Source organism: Microcoleus sp. B4-C2 (assembly GCF_036705265.1).
Lineage (GTDB): Bacteria > Cyanobacteriota > Cyanobacteriia > Cyanobacteriales > Microcoleaceae > Microcoleus.
In genome coordinates this window covers 179,151-194,353 of the sequence record NZ_JAUBUB010000001.1, presented here as the reverse complement: position 1 = coordinate 194,353, position 15,203 = coordinate 179,151, and the positions used below count along the sequence as shown (strand labels likewise).

The following is a 15,203-nucleotide window of genomic DNA, read 5'->3' as shown; positions in this document are numbered from 1 at the left end:
TTTATGACCTCCTTGGGATGGAAAAAACTACTAAATATGACTTTATATGGCTTGAAAATTTTGGGCAATTAGGAAATAATTTATACTTAAAGCAGAAAATGTTAGGCTCAGCGCTAGTTGTATCTACCTGTTATGACACAACCGAATATTTTGGAACTCGCGAAACAGGGAGATGCAAAGGCGATCGCGCTTCTGCTGAACCGCCAGCTACAAGCCAAGGGCATCACCGCCGCAGCTTCCCTTAAGGATGGTTGTTTACAGGTGATGCTGGAATCGGCTGAAGCGCCTAGTCAGCAAGTCTTGGCCGTGTGGGTGAGTAAGTCGATCGCTGGTTTGGGGGCTGCATCGATTGAGAAAGTCAAGGTTTACGGGCGACAGACAGGTGCGAAGGTGCCGGCGTGGAGTCAAGAGTTTGAAGTGGCGGGGCAAAAGTTGCCTGTTACGGATGTTACAGAGGGGCGGGCAATTTCTAGTGAAAATACGGAGTCAAATCAGCTTAGTTTGAAGGAACGGGCTAAGCTTGGGGATGTGGAGGCGATCGCATCTCTGTTAAATTTTCCGTTACAGAATAAGGGGATTAGTGCGACTGCGAGTTTGCAAGATGGTTGTTTGCAGGTGATGCTGGAGGGCGATCGGGTTCCTGATGAGGAGGCTTCTATCAGGATTGTCCGCAGGGAGTTGATGAATTTGAAGGCGGGGGCGATCGCTTCTGTGAAGGTTTACGGGCAGCAGGCGGGTGAGGATTTTCCGGCTTGGAATCGAGAGTTTGAGCTAAAGGCAGAGGTTAGTTCAGATTCAAAAAAATTATCAACAGATAAATTTGCAAATTTGACTGATCTATTGACTCCGATTATTGATCTGCTTAGAGAACGAAAATTTAAAGAATTGTTAGACATCGGTCAAAATTATATTAATGAAAATCCAGATCGTCAAAAACGTTTGATTGTAGTAGGAGTTATTGTCTTAGCAACTCTAACCTTTAAAGGAATACCTTTTTTAGGCTTCAATCACAATATTCAAGGCTCACTAACACTCAAGGATGACTTCTTCGGTGGAGTGGGTCAGTTTTGTAATGGAAAAGGAGGTTACGGGGATATTAAAAGTGGTAGGCAGGTGCTAGTAAAAGATCATAAAGGAGAAACTATTGCGACTGGAGAGTTAGGCATAGGTAAAATAATATCTGATAACCACTGCCAATTTTCTATCGAAGTGAATGGTATAAGAAAAGCAGAGTTTTACACAATTCAGATCGGTAGGCGAGGCGATTTGACATATTCATATCAAGAGATGAAGGATAAAAACTGGGAGCTGAATGTGTCTTTGGGTGATTGATTTACTGGGAATAAAAGGAGTGGTTTATGATTTTTGTAATTCCGTTTATTATGGGCGCTTTAGCTGCGGCTGGGGCGGCGTATGGATCGGTTAAAGGCTCTGAAGGCATGGGCAAAATGAATGAAGGCAAGGAAATAGGAGAACGAGCCCAACATCGACATGAGAAAGCAGTCAGCGATCTAAAAGTAGACTGGGAAGCAGCCAACAGATTAGCAGAAGTTTACGGTCAACTGCAAATTCGTGTAAGGCATCGTACTATTGGGCGGTTTGTGGCTTTCATCGAACGCATTGGCCAGAAAGCTTCCCAAAGTGATATGAAATTTTTAGCTGGACTAGAAGGCATATCAATTCAGCAGCTAAAAGAATACAAAACTGTCGCGCTGGAAGGTCAGGAAGTATTCCAAGGTGTGACTTCATCTGCAGGGGCAGGCGCGGCTGCTGGTGCTACAGCAGTAGGCGTGGCGCAAACTTTTGGGACAGTTGCAGTTCCTCAATTTTTTGGTTTGTTCAGTACCAATGTAGCTGTTTCTCAACTCGGTATGTCTGGTGTGGCGGCGTGGTTAGGCGGTGGCAGCATGGCACTAGGTGGCGCTGTACTCGGAGGTATTGCACTTGGCCCTGCTTTAGCTGTTGGCGGTTTCCAAATTGCAGGTAAAGGTGAGGAAGCTTTAACGAAAGCACGTGAATACGAAGCTCAGGTTAACGTTGAAGTTGCCAAAATTGAAGAGGCTAGAGATTTCATCCGACAAGTCGAACGGCGAGTCAAAGAATTAGGTACATTAGTGTCTGAGTTAGATAGCCGCGTTGCTCTACTTCTCAACGAACTTGAATCACAACCCTTTGATCGAGTTCAAGATGCTGCTAAGTTTCAACAGGTAGCCCTACTGGTGAAAAGCCTTGTAGAAATTATGAAAACCCCTGTGTTAGATAGCCAAGGAAATCTGAATTCGGCCGTGGCGAATATTCAAGCAAAATACCGGAATCTGTGAGGAAATTAACAATGAGCAAAATGGCAGCGTTTGTTAGCGGTGCTGATGCCTTGCAGCAACTTATTGCACATTACTTTGAATACAAGCAAATCGCTGAACAAGAGCGAACAAAGCGCCGTGAAATCAAAGCTTGGGAAAACGAAAGCCTCGCCAAGATTAAAGCTCAACGTGACTTGTTAATGGAGTACCTCGATCGCTCTTTTGATGAACGATCGCAAAATTTTAATCAACTTTTCGATGTGGTCGATCGAGCAATAGCATCTGGTAATAATGAGCAACTGGGATTAGCATTAGATTCGATTACAGAGCTTGCTAAGTCTAGCCCGTTTAAAGAACTGGCTAATTTATCTTCTGTGCAGGCTGCTCTCGCCGATCCACACCACGAGTGGAAGTTTTAATTAGCTAGCTGTTAAACCATTAGTGATAAACTAGAGTGGGGATTCCCCCACTCTAAAGGAGAGTAAATCATGGCTGACCTTGAAAACCTTCTAAACCAACTGCCAGAAATTGCCGAGGCAATGAAACTTACTATTGGCAATCCTAGCGAAATCAGACGTGAAATTGGGAAGATAGATAATCTTATAAAGCGACTAAATACTATTGGCAAGGAACTTGAAGAAGTATTAAATAATGAGAGATTCAATAAAGGATTTTTGGGAGCGATACCTTTGTTAGGGGCAGTTGCCGGCTTGTTCCTACCTGGTGGATTTTTAGTAGATGCACTTGTATCGGCAGGGAGTGGCTTACTTTTTGAAAAACTGGGCGATCCAGATAAGGAAACGTCTCTTGCTGACTTAATAGAAAATGTTGAAAACTTAATTGAGTGGGGCGATGGTTTAAAGAATATAGCAGAAAATATTTTAACTGATTCACAATTATTGATCAAGCTAGAATGGGAAAGGAAATCTCTAAGTATCCCAGAAGAAGTAAGGCAAATTGATGAAAACTTAAGAATTCACATAGACTTTGATGAAGAGCAAACTTTAAGGGAACAAGTTCAGCAAATAAAGGTAGCTCAAGAAAAGCTAAAACAGGTGCAGCCAAAACTGGATACTATCGTACAAAATCTTGAACGTAATGTCGAGCCAATTGAGCGCATAAAAGCTTTTATATCTTACTTTGGGGAATCAGTGTTTGCGATAGAATGGTTTGATGAAGAGCATGGGCTTATTATATCTTATGAGGATCAAACTACAACATTAGGAATTATCTTGAATGAATGTGCATCTTTAAAAGAAAAAGCTAATGCTTTAATTGACCGGGCTAATAGGTTAAGAGGACAGGCTGAACAATCTCTTAAACACCTAGAAAAAGAACGCCGTCGCAAGGAACAAAAAAAACCTAGTCGTAAGCAAAGTGAAAGAGCCACACAGACAGGAGAATCTCTAAATACTATTGACAGTACCATGTTTTCAGAGCAAAGACGCGGGGGTAGAAGTGGCTGGATACTGATACTATCCACACTGACTCTAGGAGTTGTGGGTTTTATCGGCTGGAAAACTACCTTTCAAATTTCACCGAGTCAGCAGACAATACCAAATTCGGAAATTCCTCTAAATGTTGGGGAGCAAAAACCAAATTCTGAACCTTCACCCACCTTAACACCGGCTCCTCAGCCAGACCCAACAGCAACAAATTTAGCAGCCGCTCAAAAACTAGCAATGGAAGCTGCCGTTATGACTCAAAATCCACCTCATCCACTAGAAAATTGGCAGCAAGTACAAGGGAAGTGGCAGGAATCAATCAAATTGTTAGAGGCAATTCCCGACAATTCGCCTGTTGCAACTCAAGCTCAAGAAAAGCTAAGTGTTTATCGAACTAACTATCAGGCGATTACTAATAGAATTGTTACTGAACAGAAAGCAGCCACTAATTTAGAATCCGCCCAAAAACTAGCATGGGAAGCTGCCGTCATGGTTAATAATCCACCTCATCCTAAAGAAGTCTGGCAGAATGCTCAATCAAAATTGCAGCAGGCGATCAACTTGTTAAGTTCTATTCCTCAAGGTACATTTGTCGAAGCTAAAGCTAAAGAAAAGCTGGCTGCTTATCAGAATAACTACACGCTAATAAGCAACAGAATCAAAACTGAAACTCCTTGATTTTATCCATATTACCAATTAAGTTTTAAATTACCAGAGATTAAGCCCAAACCCTAGCTGCTGATATCCTAGTTACTACAAAAGTGCGATCGCCCTTACACCCCAATTTGTCAAAAAGCGCGATCGCCCCTCTACTTCCCAAATAATTAGCAGCCTCGCACTGCGTCCCGAAACACTTTCAAAGCTTCTTTTTCTTCCGACATTTGCAGGCATCTCCCCAGCAATTCTAGATCCAAATCCGGCAACAGCATACTCCGAGAAACTAGCTCATAACCCTCTGAGTTCAGTTGGTAAATTGAAAACACTCCGTCTTCCAAAAACCAAACTTCCGCTACGTTAAATCTGCGGTAGTATTCCAGCTTGTTGATAGTTCCGCTAGTAAAAACAACTTCGATCGCCAAATCGGGTGTTTCTCGCTGCCGCCTGTCTTCGCCAAAATAGTAAGATAAATCTGGTTCCTTGCTGCTGCCTTTTGCTTCTCCTTGGAGTGTAGCGCTGCCCGTCGGTCTAAAACTAATATCTTTTTCTAAAAAAAACTGACCTAGCAGCAATGCCAGCAGGCATTTAATGGTTTCATGTTCCGGCGAAAGTGTCATAATTTCCACATATCCGTCGAGGTAAGACAAGCGAACACTGCGAGTGTACTCTAGCAATGAATCCAGAGCTTTGAACTGTTCCCAAGTCATTGATAGCGGCAAAATCAACCGCTGTTCCGGGAGTGCAGTTAATTTGGGGTGAGTGGTAATGGTCATATATACTTTCCTCGAGTTTGAATTTCTACTTTTAGATTAACCGAAAAATATATAAAGGGAGAAATTGGGGACTTCGAGCGCTCTTGTTCCCCCCTTGTTAAGGGGGGTTAGGGGGGATCTTGCCCGTCTAATTTCCTACAAATAACTAAGCCAAAAACTGGAATTGAGAACCGTTAACTGCCAAAGCAAACGGACTTGCCTGTTCAAATGCACCGATAAGTTCAAAGTTGTCCGTGTTTAAAACTATCCCCACAATCTGTCCGGTAAATATGTTTTCAATCACCATGTCGTTGATGATTCCGTCGTTATCGTAAGCAATCAAATTGTCGTTTTCAAAGAAAAGGTCTAGTTCTGTTAAACCGTCCGTCAAACCGATGCGATCGCCCTCGTCGAAGTTAAAATCGGTAATGACATCTGCTCCATCTATACCAAATGCTTCATCGTTGCTTCTGAGGACGAATATGTCACCACCGAGGCCTCCCGTGAGCACGTCAACTCCCCGATCGCCTGCTAAGAAATCGTCGCCCTCATTGCCCTCTAAATCGTCGTCTCCTTGCCCTCCCCGCAGGATATCGTTTCCGAACCCTCCGAAGATCAGGTCATTTCCGGCGTCGCCCCTAACTAGGTCGTTGCCATCATTTCCATCCAGGCGATCGTCCTCTTTCCCGCCGTAAATTATGTCATTTCCGCCACCACCACCGATAATATCATTGCCGTTATTTCCTAACAGCCGTTCGTTAGAATCCGACGAACCTCCTATAGTATCGTTGCCATCGAGTCCCCAAACTCCCCAGGGAAAAGACGCCAAATTTCCATTCCCTACGTTAATCTCATCGGGTGTAGCGAATGCCAAAAGACGTGGCCCGCCCCCAGCAAATACAGGAAATCCCGTCACATCGCCAATAAGATTGTTAACCGTTAAAGCCATAACTATGTCCTTTCAAAAATCCTCTTAGCTGTATTATACATTTTAATTATTCTATTGCCAAATAGCAAGAATTTGGATTTGGGCTGCAATTTTTATTTTCTCAATTAATGACAAGCAACCTGTTGAGCTATAGTCAATTACAATTATCAATACTTCGGTTACGCGATCGTATCAGTTACCAATTCCCAATTCCCAATTACCAGGGCTGTGCTTCATTCAACCCAAACCTGCTATATATCTCGCCTTTTAGTCAAATAGCATTAGTTGCTGACCACGAATTTCAAAGGTGGTACCCGCCACGTGATTTATCGGTGGAATCAATTCTTTAATCGAAAATCGAAAATCAGAAGAGCCCCCGCATTTATCCCTAGGGTCAATTCTTTAATCTAAAATAGAAAATCTAAAATCGATTGACACTATCCGCTACTGTCTACCGCTTATAATGGGTGTTACCCCCCAGGCAGTAAACACGTTAATATCACCTATAACGTCGAGACTGAGAGGTTGTTTGTGAATAAAAGTAAAAGTCCCTGGGCCCATCCTCCGAGAAAAAACCCAGTTTCCGATACCCATACACAAACTTTACAAACAGGATATAAGCTCTTTACAAAGCCATAATCGCCGATCGCTGACATTTTTTGGCAAAATCCACTGCTTTCAGGTGTTTTACTCATGTCTACTCCTAAATCGTCTTCCCATCAAAACAACAACTCCGTAAAATCACTGCCAGCGACAGATATCGTCCCAACAAAGCCAGACAGTAACAATCTGCCCAGCGAACCAAGTATAGAACAGCTACTGGAAGCTTTGGCGGGCCAAGTACCCAGTCAATCTTCAGAAATTGAACCCTTGAAAACGTGGAAACAAGATTTACAGCGATTGTTTCAATTTCTCGGCGATCGCCGCGTTTTAATCGCAGTAATGCAACCAGGAACTTTTGCCCTGCGGTACGCTAACGCGGCATTTTGTCGCTTGGCAGGTTGGGAGGAAACGTCCTTGGCAACTCAATCTACCAACGGTTTGTTTGCAGAAACCGACATCACTCTGCTGCAACTATTCGAGGATGGGGACGGCAAAACAGCAGAACAATTGTACCGCCGCCACCTTTTGCACTGGGTATTTAAGCAATATTATCAAATTGACATCGACGGTTTACGGGTGCTAGAAGAACCTGTCATGGCGAGTATAAAAAATCCCAAACACAGAGAACCCAGATTTATAGAATTTTGGCTGGGTTCGGAACAGTTGAAAATTACTCGAATTGACTCAAAAATAGATGAATTTGCGGATATTTCTTTAAGATTAATGCCTGTAGCGGAACGGGAAGCTTGGCTGATGCAGCCGAATCAACTGGAGAATTTAGCCGATCGATTGCAGTTGGATAATTATCGCGTAGAAGGCTTGCTGTTGCTAGAAGGTTTTGATGTCACTGTGCAGGAGCAAATTCGGCGGCTGACTCAGTTATTGATCGATCAAGATTCGATGCTGCGGCCAGAGAAATTTGAGAGAATCGATCGGTGTTTGCGATCCCTCTTCCATGCTGACGGCACTTTGCTGCTGCGCCCCGACGGCGAACAGGTACAGCTATTAGTTGCAAAAGACGGCCAACATTTGCAGCCGATTCTTTATTCAATGCACTCCCTAGAAGCTTCTCACTTTTTGAAGGCCACAGCAGCAAATCAAGTTTGGAATGTGCCAGACTTGCGTAGGGAGTGCGAAACCGAGTGCGATCGAACTTTGCGGAGAATGGGAACTCGATCGATGCTGCTGGTGCCCCTCGTAGTCAAATCCGTCACCCGCGAGGGGTGCGGGCAGCGGATTTTGGGTGTTGTGGGGCTGTTGTGCGATCGGCCAAACCACTTCAACGGCATTGACGCTCAACACGCCCAAGAACTCATTCCCGCCTTCATTGCAGCCCTGCGGCAAGCCATCCAGGAGCGGTTTACCCACATTCACAACATCCACCCCGCAGTCGAGTGGCGGTTCGCCCAAGAAGCAGAAAGGCGAAGTTGGGGACTGCCTCCAGAAACAATCGTATTTGCTGACGTTCATCCGCTATACGGAATTTCGGACATTCGCGGTTCTAGCGACGAAAGAAACCGAGCCATTCAAACTGATTTGCTCGAACAATTTCGCTTAGGTTTAGTCATAGCTGATGCTGTTTGCGAAACACAAACTACCCACCTCGGCGAGCAACTGCGGCTCGACTTGCTCGACTACATCGAGCATTTAAAACAAAAAGTAACAGTCGATATGGAGGTGCGAGCAGCCGAATATTTAAACGAGCGTTTAGAAGTATATTTTGACTATTTTGTGCAGTGCGGGCCCAAGGTTCAGGCAGCAGTTAAAGCTTACCAAGCAGCCTGTGAAAATGAGCACAACTGCGTTTACAGCGATCGCAACCGCTACGACCAAATGTTGAACCTAATCAGCACCAAACTTCAAGAAACCTGGGCTCGCTGGCAAGAAAAAATGCAGCAAATTTTGCCTCACTACTGCGATATCGAATGCACCGACGGCATCGATCACATGATTTATGCAGGAAAATCGATCGACCCCACATTCAGCCAGTTTCACCTACACAGTTTACGGTACGAACAACTGCGAGCTATTTGCGATTGCGGCCGCACAGTTTTTCGCCTGCAAGCCGAGTCTCAAATCAACATGGAACTCGCACATTTAGTCTTAGTGCAGAATACCACGATCGACATTTTTCACAACGAAAACACCGAAAAAATGTTTGATGTCAAAGGCACTCGCGACATCCGCTACGAACTTGTCAAAAAGCGGATCGAGAAAGCCGTTGACAAAGACGCACAAGAGCGAATTACCCAGCCAGGAATGTTAACGGTAGTTTATTCAACCGAAGACGAATGGGAAGAGTACCAACAATACTTGCGCTACTTGTCTCGCGAAGGTTGGGTCGAGCCAAAAGTTCAGACCGGCATGGTAGAATCACTGCAAGGAGTCAGCGGTTTAAAATTCGCCCGCGTGCGTATTTTACCTGAACCGGAATCTATTTCTACTATCTGTGAAGTTACGGTAGTCAGCGATTGATAACCCGTTCAATTGCCCGTTTGAGGCCTGCGTGCGATCGCTCCCATCTCCTCCTGTTTGAGGCCTGCGTGCGATCGCTCCCATCCCCCTGAAAAACGGTGCCGCGAAAACATCCGGGACTCACACACAAGACCAATATTACATTTAAGATGTTTGTTGACACCAACGACCAAGCCCACATTGTCACTTCTTGTATATTCCGTGTGATGGGAAATCGCCAAATACACGATCGGAATCACACCAAATCTAGATTAAGTAGTGTTAATCTAATCCCAATTATGTCCTGTAATTTATAACTTAAGTGATGTTAACCTTATCAGAATACCAAATAATTTCTACTCTGCACGAAGGCGTTGAAACAATAATCTATCGCGGACAAACACCGACAGACGCGCCCCCAGTAATTCTGAAAGTCCTCAAAGCCGAATATCCCACCCTCGAAGCCATTACCAGGCTCAAACACGAATATCAAATCAGCCAAAATTTAGACAGCGAACAAATCGTCAAAGCCATCAGGATCGAAACATTTGACCACCGATTAGGAATCGTTTTAGAAGACTTTGGCGGCGAATCCCTCGCCCAACTGCTGGAAAGAGAAACCTTGAGTCTGCAAGCAAAATTAAACATCGCCCTCCAAATAGTCAAAGCCTTACAATACCTGCATTTTCACCACATTATTCACAAAGACATCAAACCCAGCAACATCATAATTAACTCGCAAACAAAACAAGTAAAACTAACCGACTTCGGCATTGCTACACAACTCAACAAAGAAAACCCGCAATTTAACAACCCCAATTCAGTCGAAGGCACCTTAGCCTATATGTCACCCGAACAAACCGGGAGAATGAACCGCACCCTCGACTACCGCACAGACTTTTATTCCCTTGGTATCACATTCTATGAAATGCTGACTGGGAAATTGCCTTTCGGCAGCAACGACCCCTTAGAAATAGTTTACAGCCACATCGCCGTTCAACCAATATATCCCCATCAAATCAATTCACAAATACCTGTCGCCCTTTCAGAGATAGTGATGAAATTGATAGCCAAAAATGCCGAAGATAGATATCAAAGTGCGGCCGGATTGTTAGCAGACTTAGAAATTTCTTTGCATCAGTTAGAAGCCACCGGACAAATTACCGAATTCATCCCCGGACGCTTAGATATTCTCAGCCAGTTGTTGATACCCCAAAAATTGTACGGTAGAGAACAACAAGTCAACGAACTATTAGCAGCATTTGAACGTGTAGGGTCGGGATCACCCAAATCTTTGCCACCCAACCTAAATACAGAAAAACCCGCCCGCCCCAATGCAGAAACTCTTTCAGCCCCATCTTTTCCACCCAACCAAAATACAGAAAAATTCGCCCATTGCCAAAGCGAATTAATGCTAGTATCAGGCTACTCAGGCATCGGTAAATCAGCCGTAGTCAACGAAATTAGCAAACCAATTACCAGGTCAAAAGGTTACTTCATCAGCGGCAAATTTGACCAATTAAAACGCAACATTCCTTATGCCTCATTAATCCAAGCATTTAACTCCTTGCTGCGGCAATTGCTAACCGAAAGTGCACTTTCATTAGAAATATGGCGCACTAAAATTTTAACAGCAGTGGGAACAGAGGGCCAAGTCATTGCCGACGTAATTCCCAAAGTTGAATTAATCATCGGCAAACAGCCAGAAGTCCCAGAACTCGCCCCTATAGAATCCCAAAATCGATTCAATCGGGTATTCAAAGAATTTATTCGCGTTTTCGCCCAAAAAGAACACCCCCTAGTTATCTTTTTAGACGATTTGCAGTGGGCAGATTCAGCAACATTAAAGTTGATGCAAATACTAATAACTGACCCTGACCAGGAATATTTGCTGCTAATCGGTGCCTATCGAGACAATGAAGTTAGTCCGACCCACCCCTTAATTCAGACCGTAGAAGAACTTGAAAAAACTGGTACAATAGTCAACAATATCGTGTTGCAACCGCTTGATTTAGCAAATGTGACGGAATTAGTCACTGAAACACTTAACACTTGCACAGAAAAAGTAACAAATCTAGCCGATTTAATCTGGAATAAAACGGGTGGCAATCCTTTTTTCTTGACCCAATTACTCCAAGCACTTTATCAAGACTCTCTTTTGAAATTTGAATTTGATCGCATTACCAATCAGGGAAATCACAGTGGCTGGTATTGGAGTATCGATGAAATCCAAGCCATAGGAATCACCGATAAAAGTGTGGTGGAACTGGTAGCTTCTCGCATTAAAAAGCTGCCCGAACCCACGCAAGAAGTGTTGAAGCTAGCAGCTTGCGTGGGAGATAAATTTACTCTAGATGTGCTGTCACTTGTTAGCGAAAAGTCAGCTAATACTACAGCAACTGAACTTTATTCAGCTTTACAATCCGGGTTAATTCTGCCATTGAGTGATGCCTATCGCATTCCTTTAGTTTTCGATCGAGCCGAATCAATCAACCTCAAGTTAGACACTTCGCGGGTTAGTTACAAATTTTTGCACGATCGCGTTCAGCAAGCCGCATATTCGCTCATTCCCGAAGACCAAAAGCAATTAACCCATTTAAAAATCGGTCAACTACTGTTACAGAATACTCCACCAGACAAGCTAGAAGAAAACATCTTTGATATTGTCAATCAATTGAATGTTGGAATTGACACGATTAGCCAACAGTCAGAAAAAACTCAGTTGGCACAATTAAATTTAACTGCTGGACGCAAAGCCAAAGCGGCGGCGGCCTATGAAGCTGCTGTTAGGTATTTGCGGGTTGCTATGGAATTATTGCCGGCAGATTCTTGGCAATGTCACTATGACTTAACGTTAGAAATCTACGAGTCAACAGCCGAAGCTGAATACTTAAATATCAACTATGAAGATTCAAGAAAGCTGGTTGATGTTGTACTGCAAAAAGCTAAAACTTTACTCGAAAAAGTGAATGTTTATGAACTTCAAATCCAGTCTTATAACGCTCAAAATAGAGTGGTAGAAGCACTAAATACAGGACTGGAAGTGCTGAAACTGTTAGGCATTTCTTTTCCTCAAAATCCCCACGCGCTACATATTATGGCGGGACTGAGTAATACCAAACTGAGCTTGGGATTGAAACGAATTGAGGATTTAGCTAACTTGCCAGAAATGATTGATCCCGAAAAACAAGCAGCCATGCGGATTTTATCAGGGATTCTCAGCAGTGCTATTCAGGCAAAACCCCCACTGATACCGCTGCTGGCATTTAGGATGGTCAAGCTGTGTATTAAATACGGTAATTCGCCTTATGCAAGTATTGCCTACGTTTATTATGGCGTAGTTATGTGCAAGCTAGGGGACATTAGTTTGGCATACCAATTCGGTCAACTAGCAATTAGGCTGTTAGACAAATTTCCCTCCCGTTCAATCAAAAGTAGAGTTTATGCAACATTTGGTTCTTTTATTCACCACTGGAAAGCCACTCTCAAGTCAGGATTAGGCGATCTAAAAGAAGGTTTTAAAAATGGGATGGAAACTGGAGATTTGGAATTTGCTGGTTATGCTATAGGTGCATATTGCTTAAACCAACTGTCGATAGGAGAGCCTCTTGATTTGGTGGAGCAGGAAACTGGTAAATATATGAAACTAATGCAGCAATCTCAACTTGAAATGGCTGTACAGTATATAAGTATAGGCAGGCAGACAGCGCTCAATTTGCGCGGTCAAGCTGTCGAGCCCTGTCATTTAGTCGGTGAGAGATTTAATGAAATCAAAACGCTCCCCATTTTAATAGAATCTAAAAACTTTTTTTTAGTTGGTTTGGTTTATCATGCCAAAACTCAGCTTAATTTTATATTCAAAAACTATGCTCAAGCATTAGAAAATTCAAGGTTATTTGAGAAACATGAGGAGTCTGTAGCCGGATTCGATGTGGTTGCTCTGAATAATTTTTACTCATCTCTCAGTATGATAGCTTTGTATCCAGCAACTGGCAAAGAGGAACAAAAGCAATATTTGGAAAAAGTGTTGCAAAACCAAAAGAAAATGAAAAAATGGGCAGTTCATGCTGCGATGAATTATCAACACAAATACGACTTGGTTGCAGCGGAAAAAGCGCGAGTGTTGGGGCAAAATACCGAAGCAATGGATTTGTACGATCGCGCAATTGAGGGAGCCGCAAAAAACGGTTACATTCAAGAGGAAGCATTAGCCTATGAATTAGCAGGAGAATTTTATCAATATTTGGGTAAAGAGATAGTTTCTCAAGCATATCTGACTAAAGCCTATTATGGATATATCCATTGGGGAGCCATCGCTAAAGTTAAACACTTAGAATCAACACATCCTTTCTTAGCAGCACAGACGCGCACAATTCCAACCCCAACCCTCGATGTCACCCGCACTACCACGGGAAATACTACCAGTAGTAGTTTAGGCGATTTATTAGACTTAGCTACTTTTATTAAGTCGGCGCAAGCCATTAATGGTGAAATTGTTCTAGAAAAATTGTTGACCAAATTAATCAAAATTATTTTAGAAAATGCAGCGGCTCAAAAAGTAGTGCTGCTGCTGGTGAAAAACGAGATCCTCTGCATAGAAGCTACTGGAAGTTTTGCGGAGGATAAAGTGACACTCTTACCCTCTATTCCCGTAGAAAATAGTCAAGATGTTCCCCTGTCTGTGATTAATTACGTACACCGCAGTCAAAAGCATCTAGTTTTAGACAATGCGACTGTCGCGGAACCTTTTAACGTAGATGCCTACATTCAGAAATATCAACCCAAATCAATTCTCTGTTTGCCGATTATTTATCAATCTCAGCGGCGCGGAATCATTTATTTAGAAAATGCTTTGACAGTAGGAGCTTTTACAGCAGAGAGAGTTGAAGTATTCAAAGTGTTAATTTCTCAAGTTGCTATTGCTGTAGAAAATGCTGGTTTGTACGCGCGGGAGAAAGAAAAATCTCAACAGTTAGAAAAATCTTTCAATGAATTGCAACAGGCGCAACTGCAACTCATTCAAAGCGAAAAAATGTCTGCTCTCGGCAACTTAATTGCAGGGGTTGCTCACGAAATTAACAATCCGCTTGGTTTTATTGCGGGCAATCTTGATGCTGCTGCTGAGGCGAGCTTAGATTTGATTGATTGCTTACAACTTTACCAAGAAAAATTCCCTAATCCTGGAGATGAATTACAGGATAAAGCATCAGAGATTGATTTAGAATATTTGATTGAAGATTTGCCGAAAATGCTTTTATCTATGAAATCAGGTACAGAGCGCATCCGCAATATTAGCAAGTCTTTGCGGACTTTTTCCCGCGCTGACACTGCGAATAAAGTGTCAGCAAATATTCATGAGGGGATCGACAGCACTTTGATGATTTTACAGTATCGTCTGAAAGCTAAAGATACTCGCCCCGCGATTAAAATTATCAAAGAATACGGAGATATCCCGTCAGTTAAATGTTATTTTGGGCAACTGAATCAGGTATTTATGAATTTGCTGGCAAATGCGATCGAGTGTTTTGACGAATTCAATCAGGGTCGCACTTACGCTGAAATTGAAGCTTTACCGAATACGATCGCCATTATCACTCATCTCTCGGAGGATAACAACAGCGTGGTGATTAAAATCAAAGATAACGGTCAAGGGATGTCATCGGAGATCAAGTCGAAAATATTTGACCATTTATTTACTACCAAAGGAGTAGGAAAAGGTACGGGTTTGGGGTTGTCTATCAGCAGGCAAATTGTCGAAGAAACCCACGGCGGTAAACTAACTTGCGAATCGGTGCTGGGAGAAGGTTCGGAATTTGCGATCGCCCTTCCTTTGAATTAAAATCATGGAACTATGGCGTGTTTTAAAACCCGGATATCCCCCCTAACCCCCCTTAATAAGGGGAGGATAAGAGCCTGCTCAAAGTCCCCTTTTTAAGGGGGATTTAGGGGGAGCGAGACTCGGCTAAAAACGGAATAACACATATATGAAAATTTGTCAATGCCTAATTATTTCTGAAAAAGTCCGCTGTTGGCAGTCTACATTCGGCAGTATGCAGTTACATTA

Annotated in this window: 8 protein-coding genes; 6 read left to right on the top strand and 2 right to left on the bottom strand. The window is 43.1% G+C overall.

The genetic code is table 11. The annotated features are described in order from the left end of the window. Window positions 1-132 precede the first annotated feature (132 nt). From QUB20_RS00760 to QUB20_RS00745, 4 genes are all read left to right on the top strand, one after another. Window positions 133-1,332 (top strand): hypothetical protein, encoded by a 1,200-nt coding sequence (locus tag QUB20_RS00760; protein ID WP_333242294.1) that lies wholly within the window; start codon window positions 133-135, stop codon window positions 1,330-1,332. A 26-nt stretch (window positions 1,333-1,358) separates the two neighbouring features. Continuing rightward, window positions 1,359-2,321 (top strand): hypothetical protein, encoded by a 963-nt coding sequence (locus tag QUB20_RS00755; RefSeq protein WP_333242291.1) that lies wholly within the window; start codon window positions 1,359-1,361, stop codon window positions 2,319-2,321. Window positions 2,322-2,332: 11 nt separating this feature from the next. Next, a complete protein-coding gene (locus QUB20_RS00750) occupies window positions 2,333-2,719 on the top strand; it encodes a hypothetical protein (protein WP_333242288.1) in 387 nt (128 codons plus the stop codon). Window positions 2,720-2,788: 69 nt separating this feature from the next. Beyond that, window positions 2,789-4,423, top strand: coding sequence for a hypothetical protein (locus QUB20_RS00745; protein WP_333242285.1), 1,635 nt, complete (start codon window positions 2,789-2,791; stop codon window positions 4,421-4,423). 146 nt (window positions 4,424-4,569) lie between these two features. Here the strand turns inward: QUB20_RS00745 and QUB20_RS00740 are convergent, their stop codons facing one another. Continuing rightward, window positions 4,570-5,175 (bottom strand): Uma2 family endonuclease, encoded by a 606-nt coding sequence (locus tag QUB20_RS00740; RefSeq protein ID WP_333242282.1) that lies wholly within the window; start codon window positions 5,173-5,175, stop codon window positions 4,570-4,572. A 145-nt stretch (window positions 5,176-5,320) separates the two neighbouring features. After that, on the bottom strand, window positions 5,321-6,103 hold the full coding sequence (locus QUB20_RS00735; RefSeq protein ID WP_333242281.1) for a calcium-binding protein: 783 nt from the start codon (window positions 6,101-6,103) through the stop codon (window positions 5,321-5,323). A 672-nt stretch (window positions 6,104-6,775) separates the two neighbouring features. Here QUB20_RS00735 and QUB20_RS00730 point away from each other — a divergent pair. Then, window positions 6,776-9,160 (top strand): GAF domain-containing protein, encoded by a 2,385-nt coding sequence (locus QUB20_RS00730; RefSeq protein WP_333242278.1) that lies wholly within the window; start codon window positions 6,776-6,778, stop codon window positions 9,158-9,160. Between the two features lie 304 nt (window positions 9,161-9,464). Further along, window positions 9,465-14,978, top strand: a complete 5,514-nt coding sequence (locus QUB20_RS00725) for a protein kinase domain-containing protein (RefSeq protein WP_333242276.1) — start codon at window positions 9,465-9,467, stop codon at window positions 14,976-14,978. Window positions 14,979-15,203: the final 225 nt, after the last annotated feature.

What these genes read in the sequence shown, in the direction of transcription:
- QUB20_RS00735 (WP_333242281.1), bottom strand. Translation starts at nt 6,103, where the DNA reads ATGGCTTTAACGGTTAACAATCTTATTGGCGATGTGACGGGATTTCCT.
- QUB20_RS00730 (WP_333242278.1), top strand. Translation starts at nt 6,776, where the DNA reads ATGTCTACTCCTAAATCGTCTTCCCATCAAAACAACAACTCCGTAAAA.
- QUB20_RS00755 (WP_333242291.1), top strand. Translation starts at nt 1,359, where the DNA reads ATGATTTTTGTAATTCCGTTTATTATGGGCGCTTTAGCTGCGGCTGGG.
- QUB20_RS00740 (WP_333242282.1), bottom strand. Translation starts at nt 5,175, where the DNA reads ATGACCATTACCACTCACCCCAAATTAACTGCACTCCCGGAACAGCGG.
- QUB20_RS00745 (WP_333242285.1), top strand. Translation starts at nt 2,789, where the DNA reads ATGGCTGACCTTGAAAACCTTCTAAACCAACTGCCAGAAATTGCCGAG.
- QUB20_RS00725 (WP_333242276.1), top strand. Translation starts at nt 9,465, where the DNA reads ATGTTAACCTTATCAGAATACCAAATAATTTCTACTCTGCACGAAGGC.
- QUB20_RS00750 (WP_333242288.1), top strand. Translation starts at nt 2,333, where the DNA reads ATGAGCAAAATGGCAGCGTTTGTTAGCGGTGCTGATGCCTTGCAGCAA.
- QUB20_RS00760 (WP_333242294.1), top strand. Translation starts at nt 133, where the DNA reads ATGACACAACCGAATATTTTGGAACTCGCGAAACAGGGAGATGCAAAG.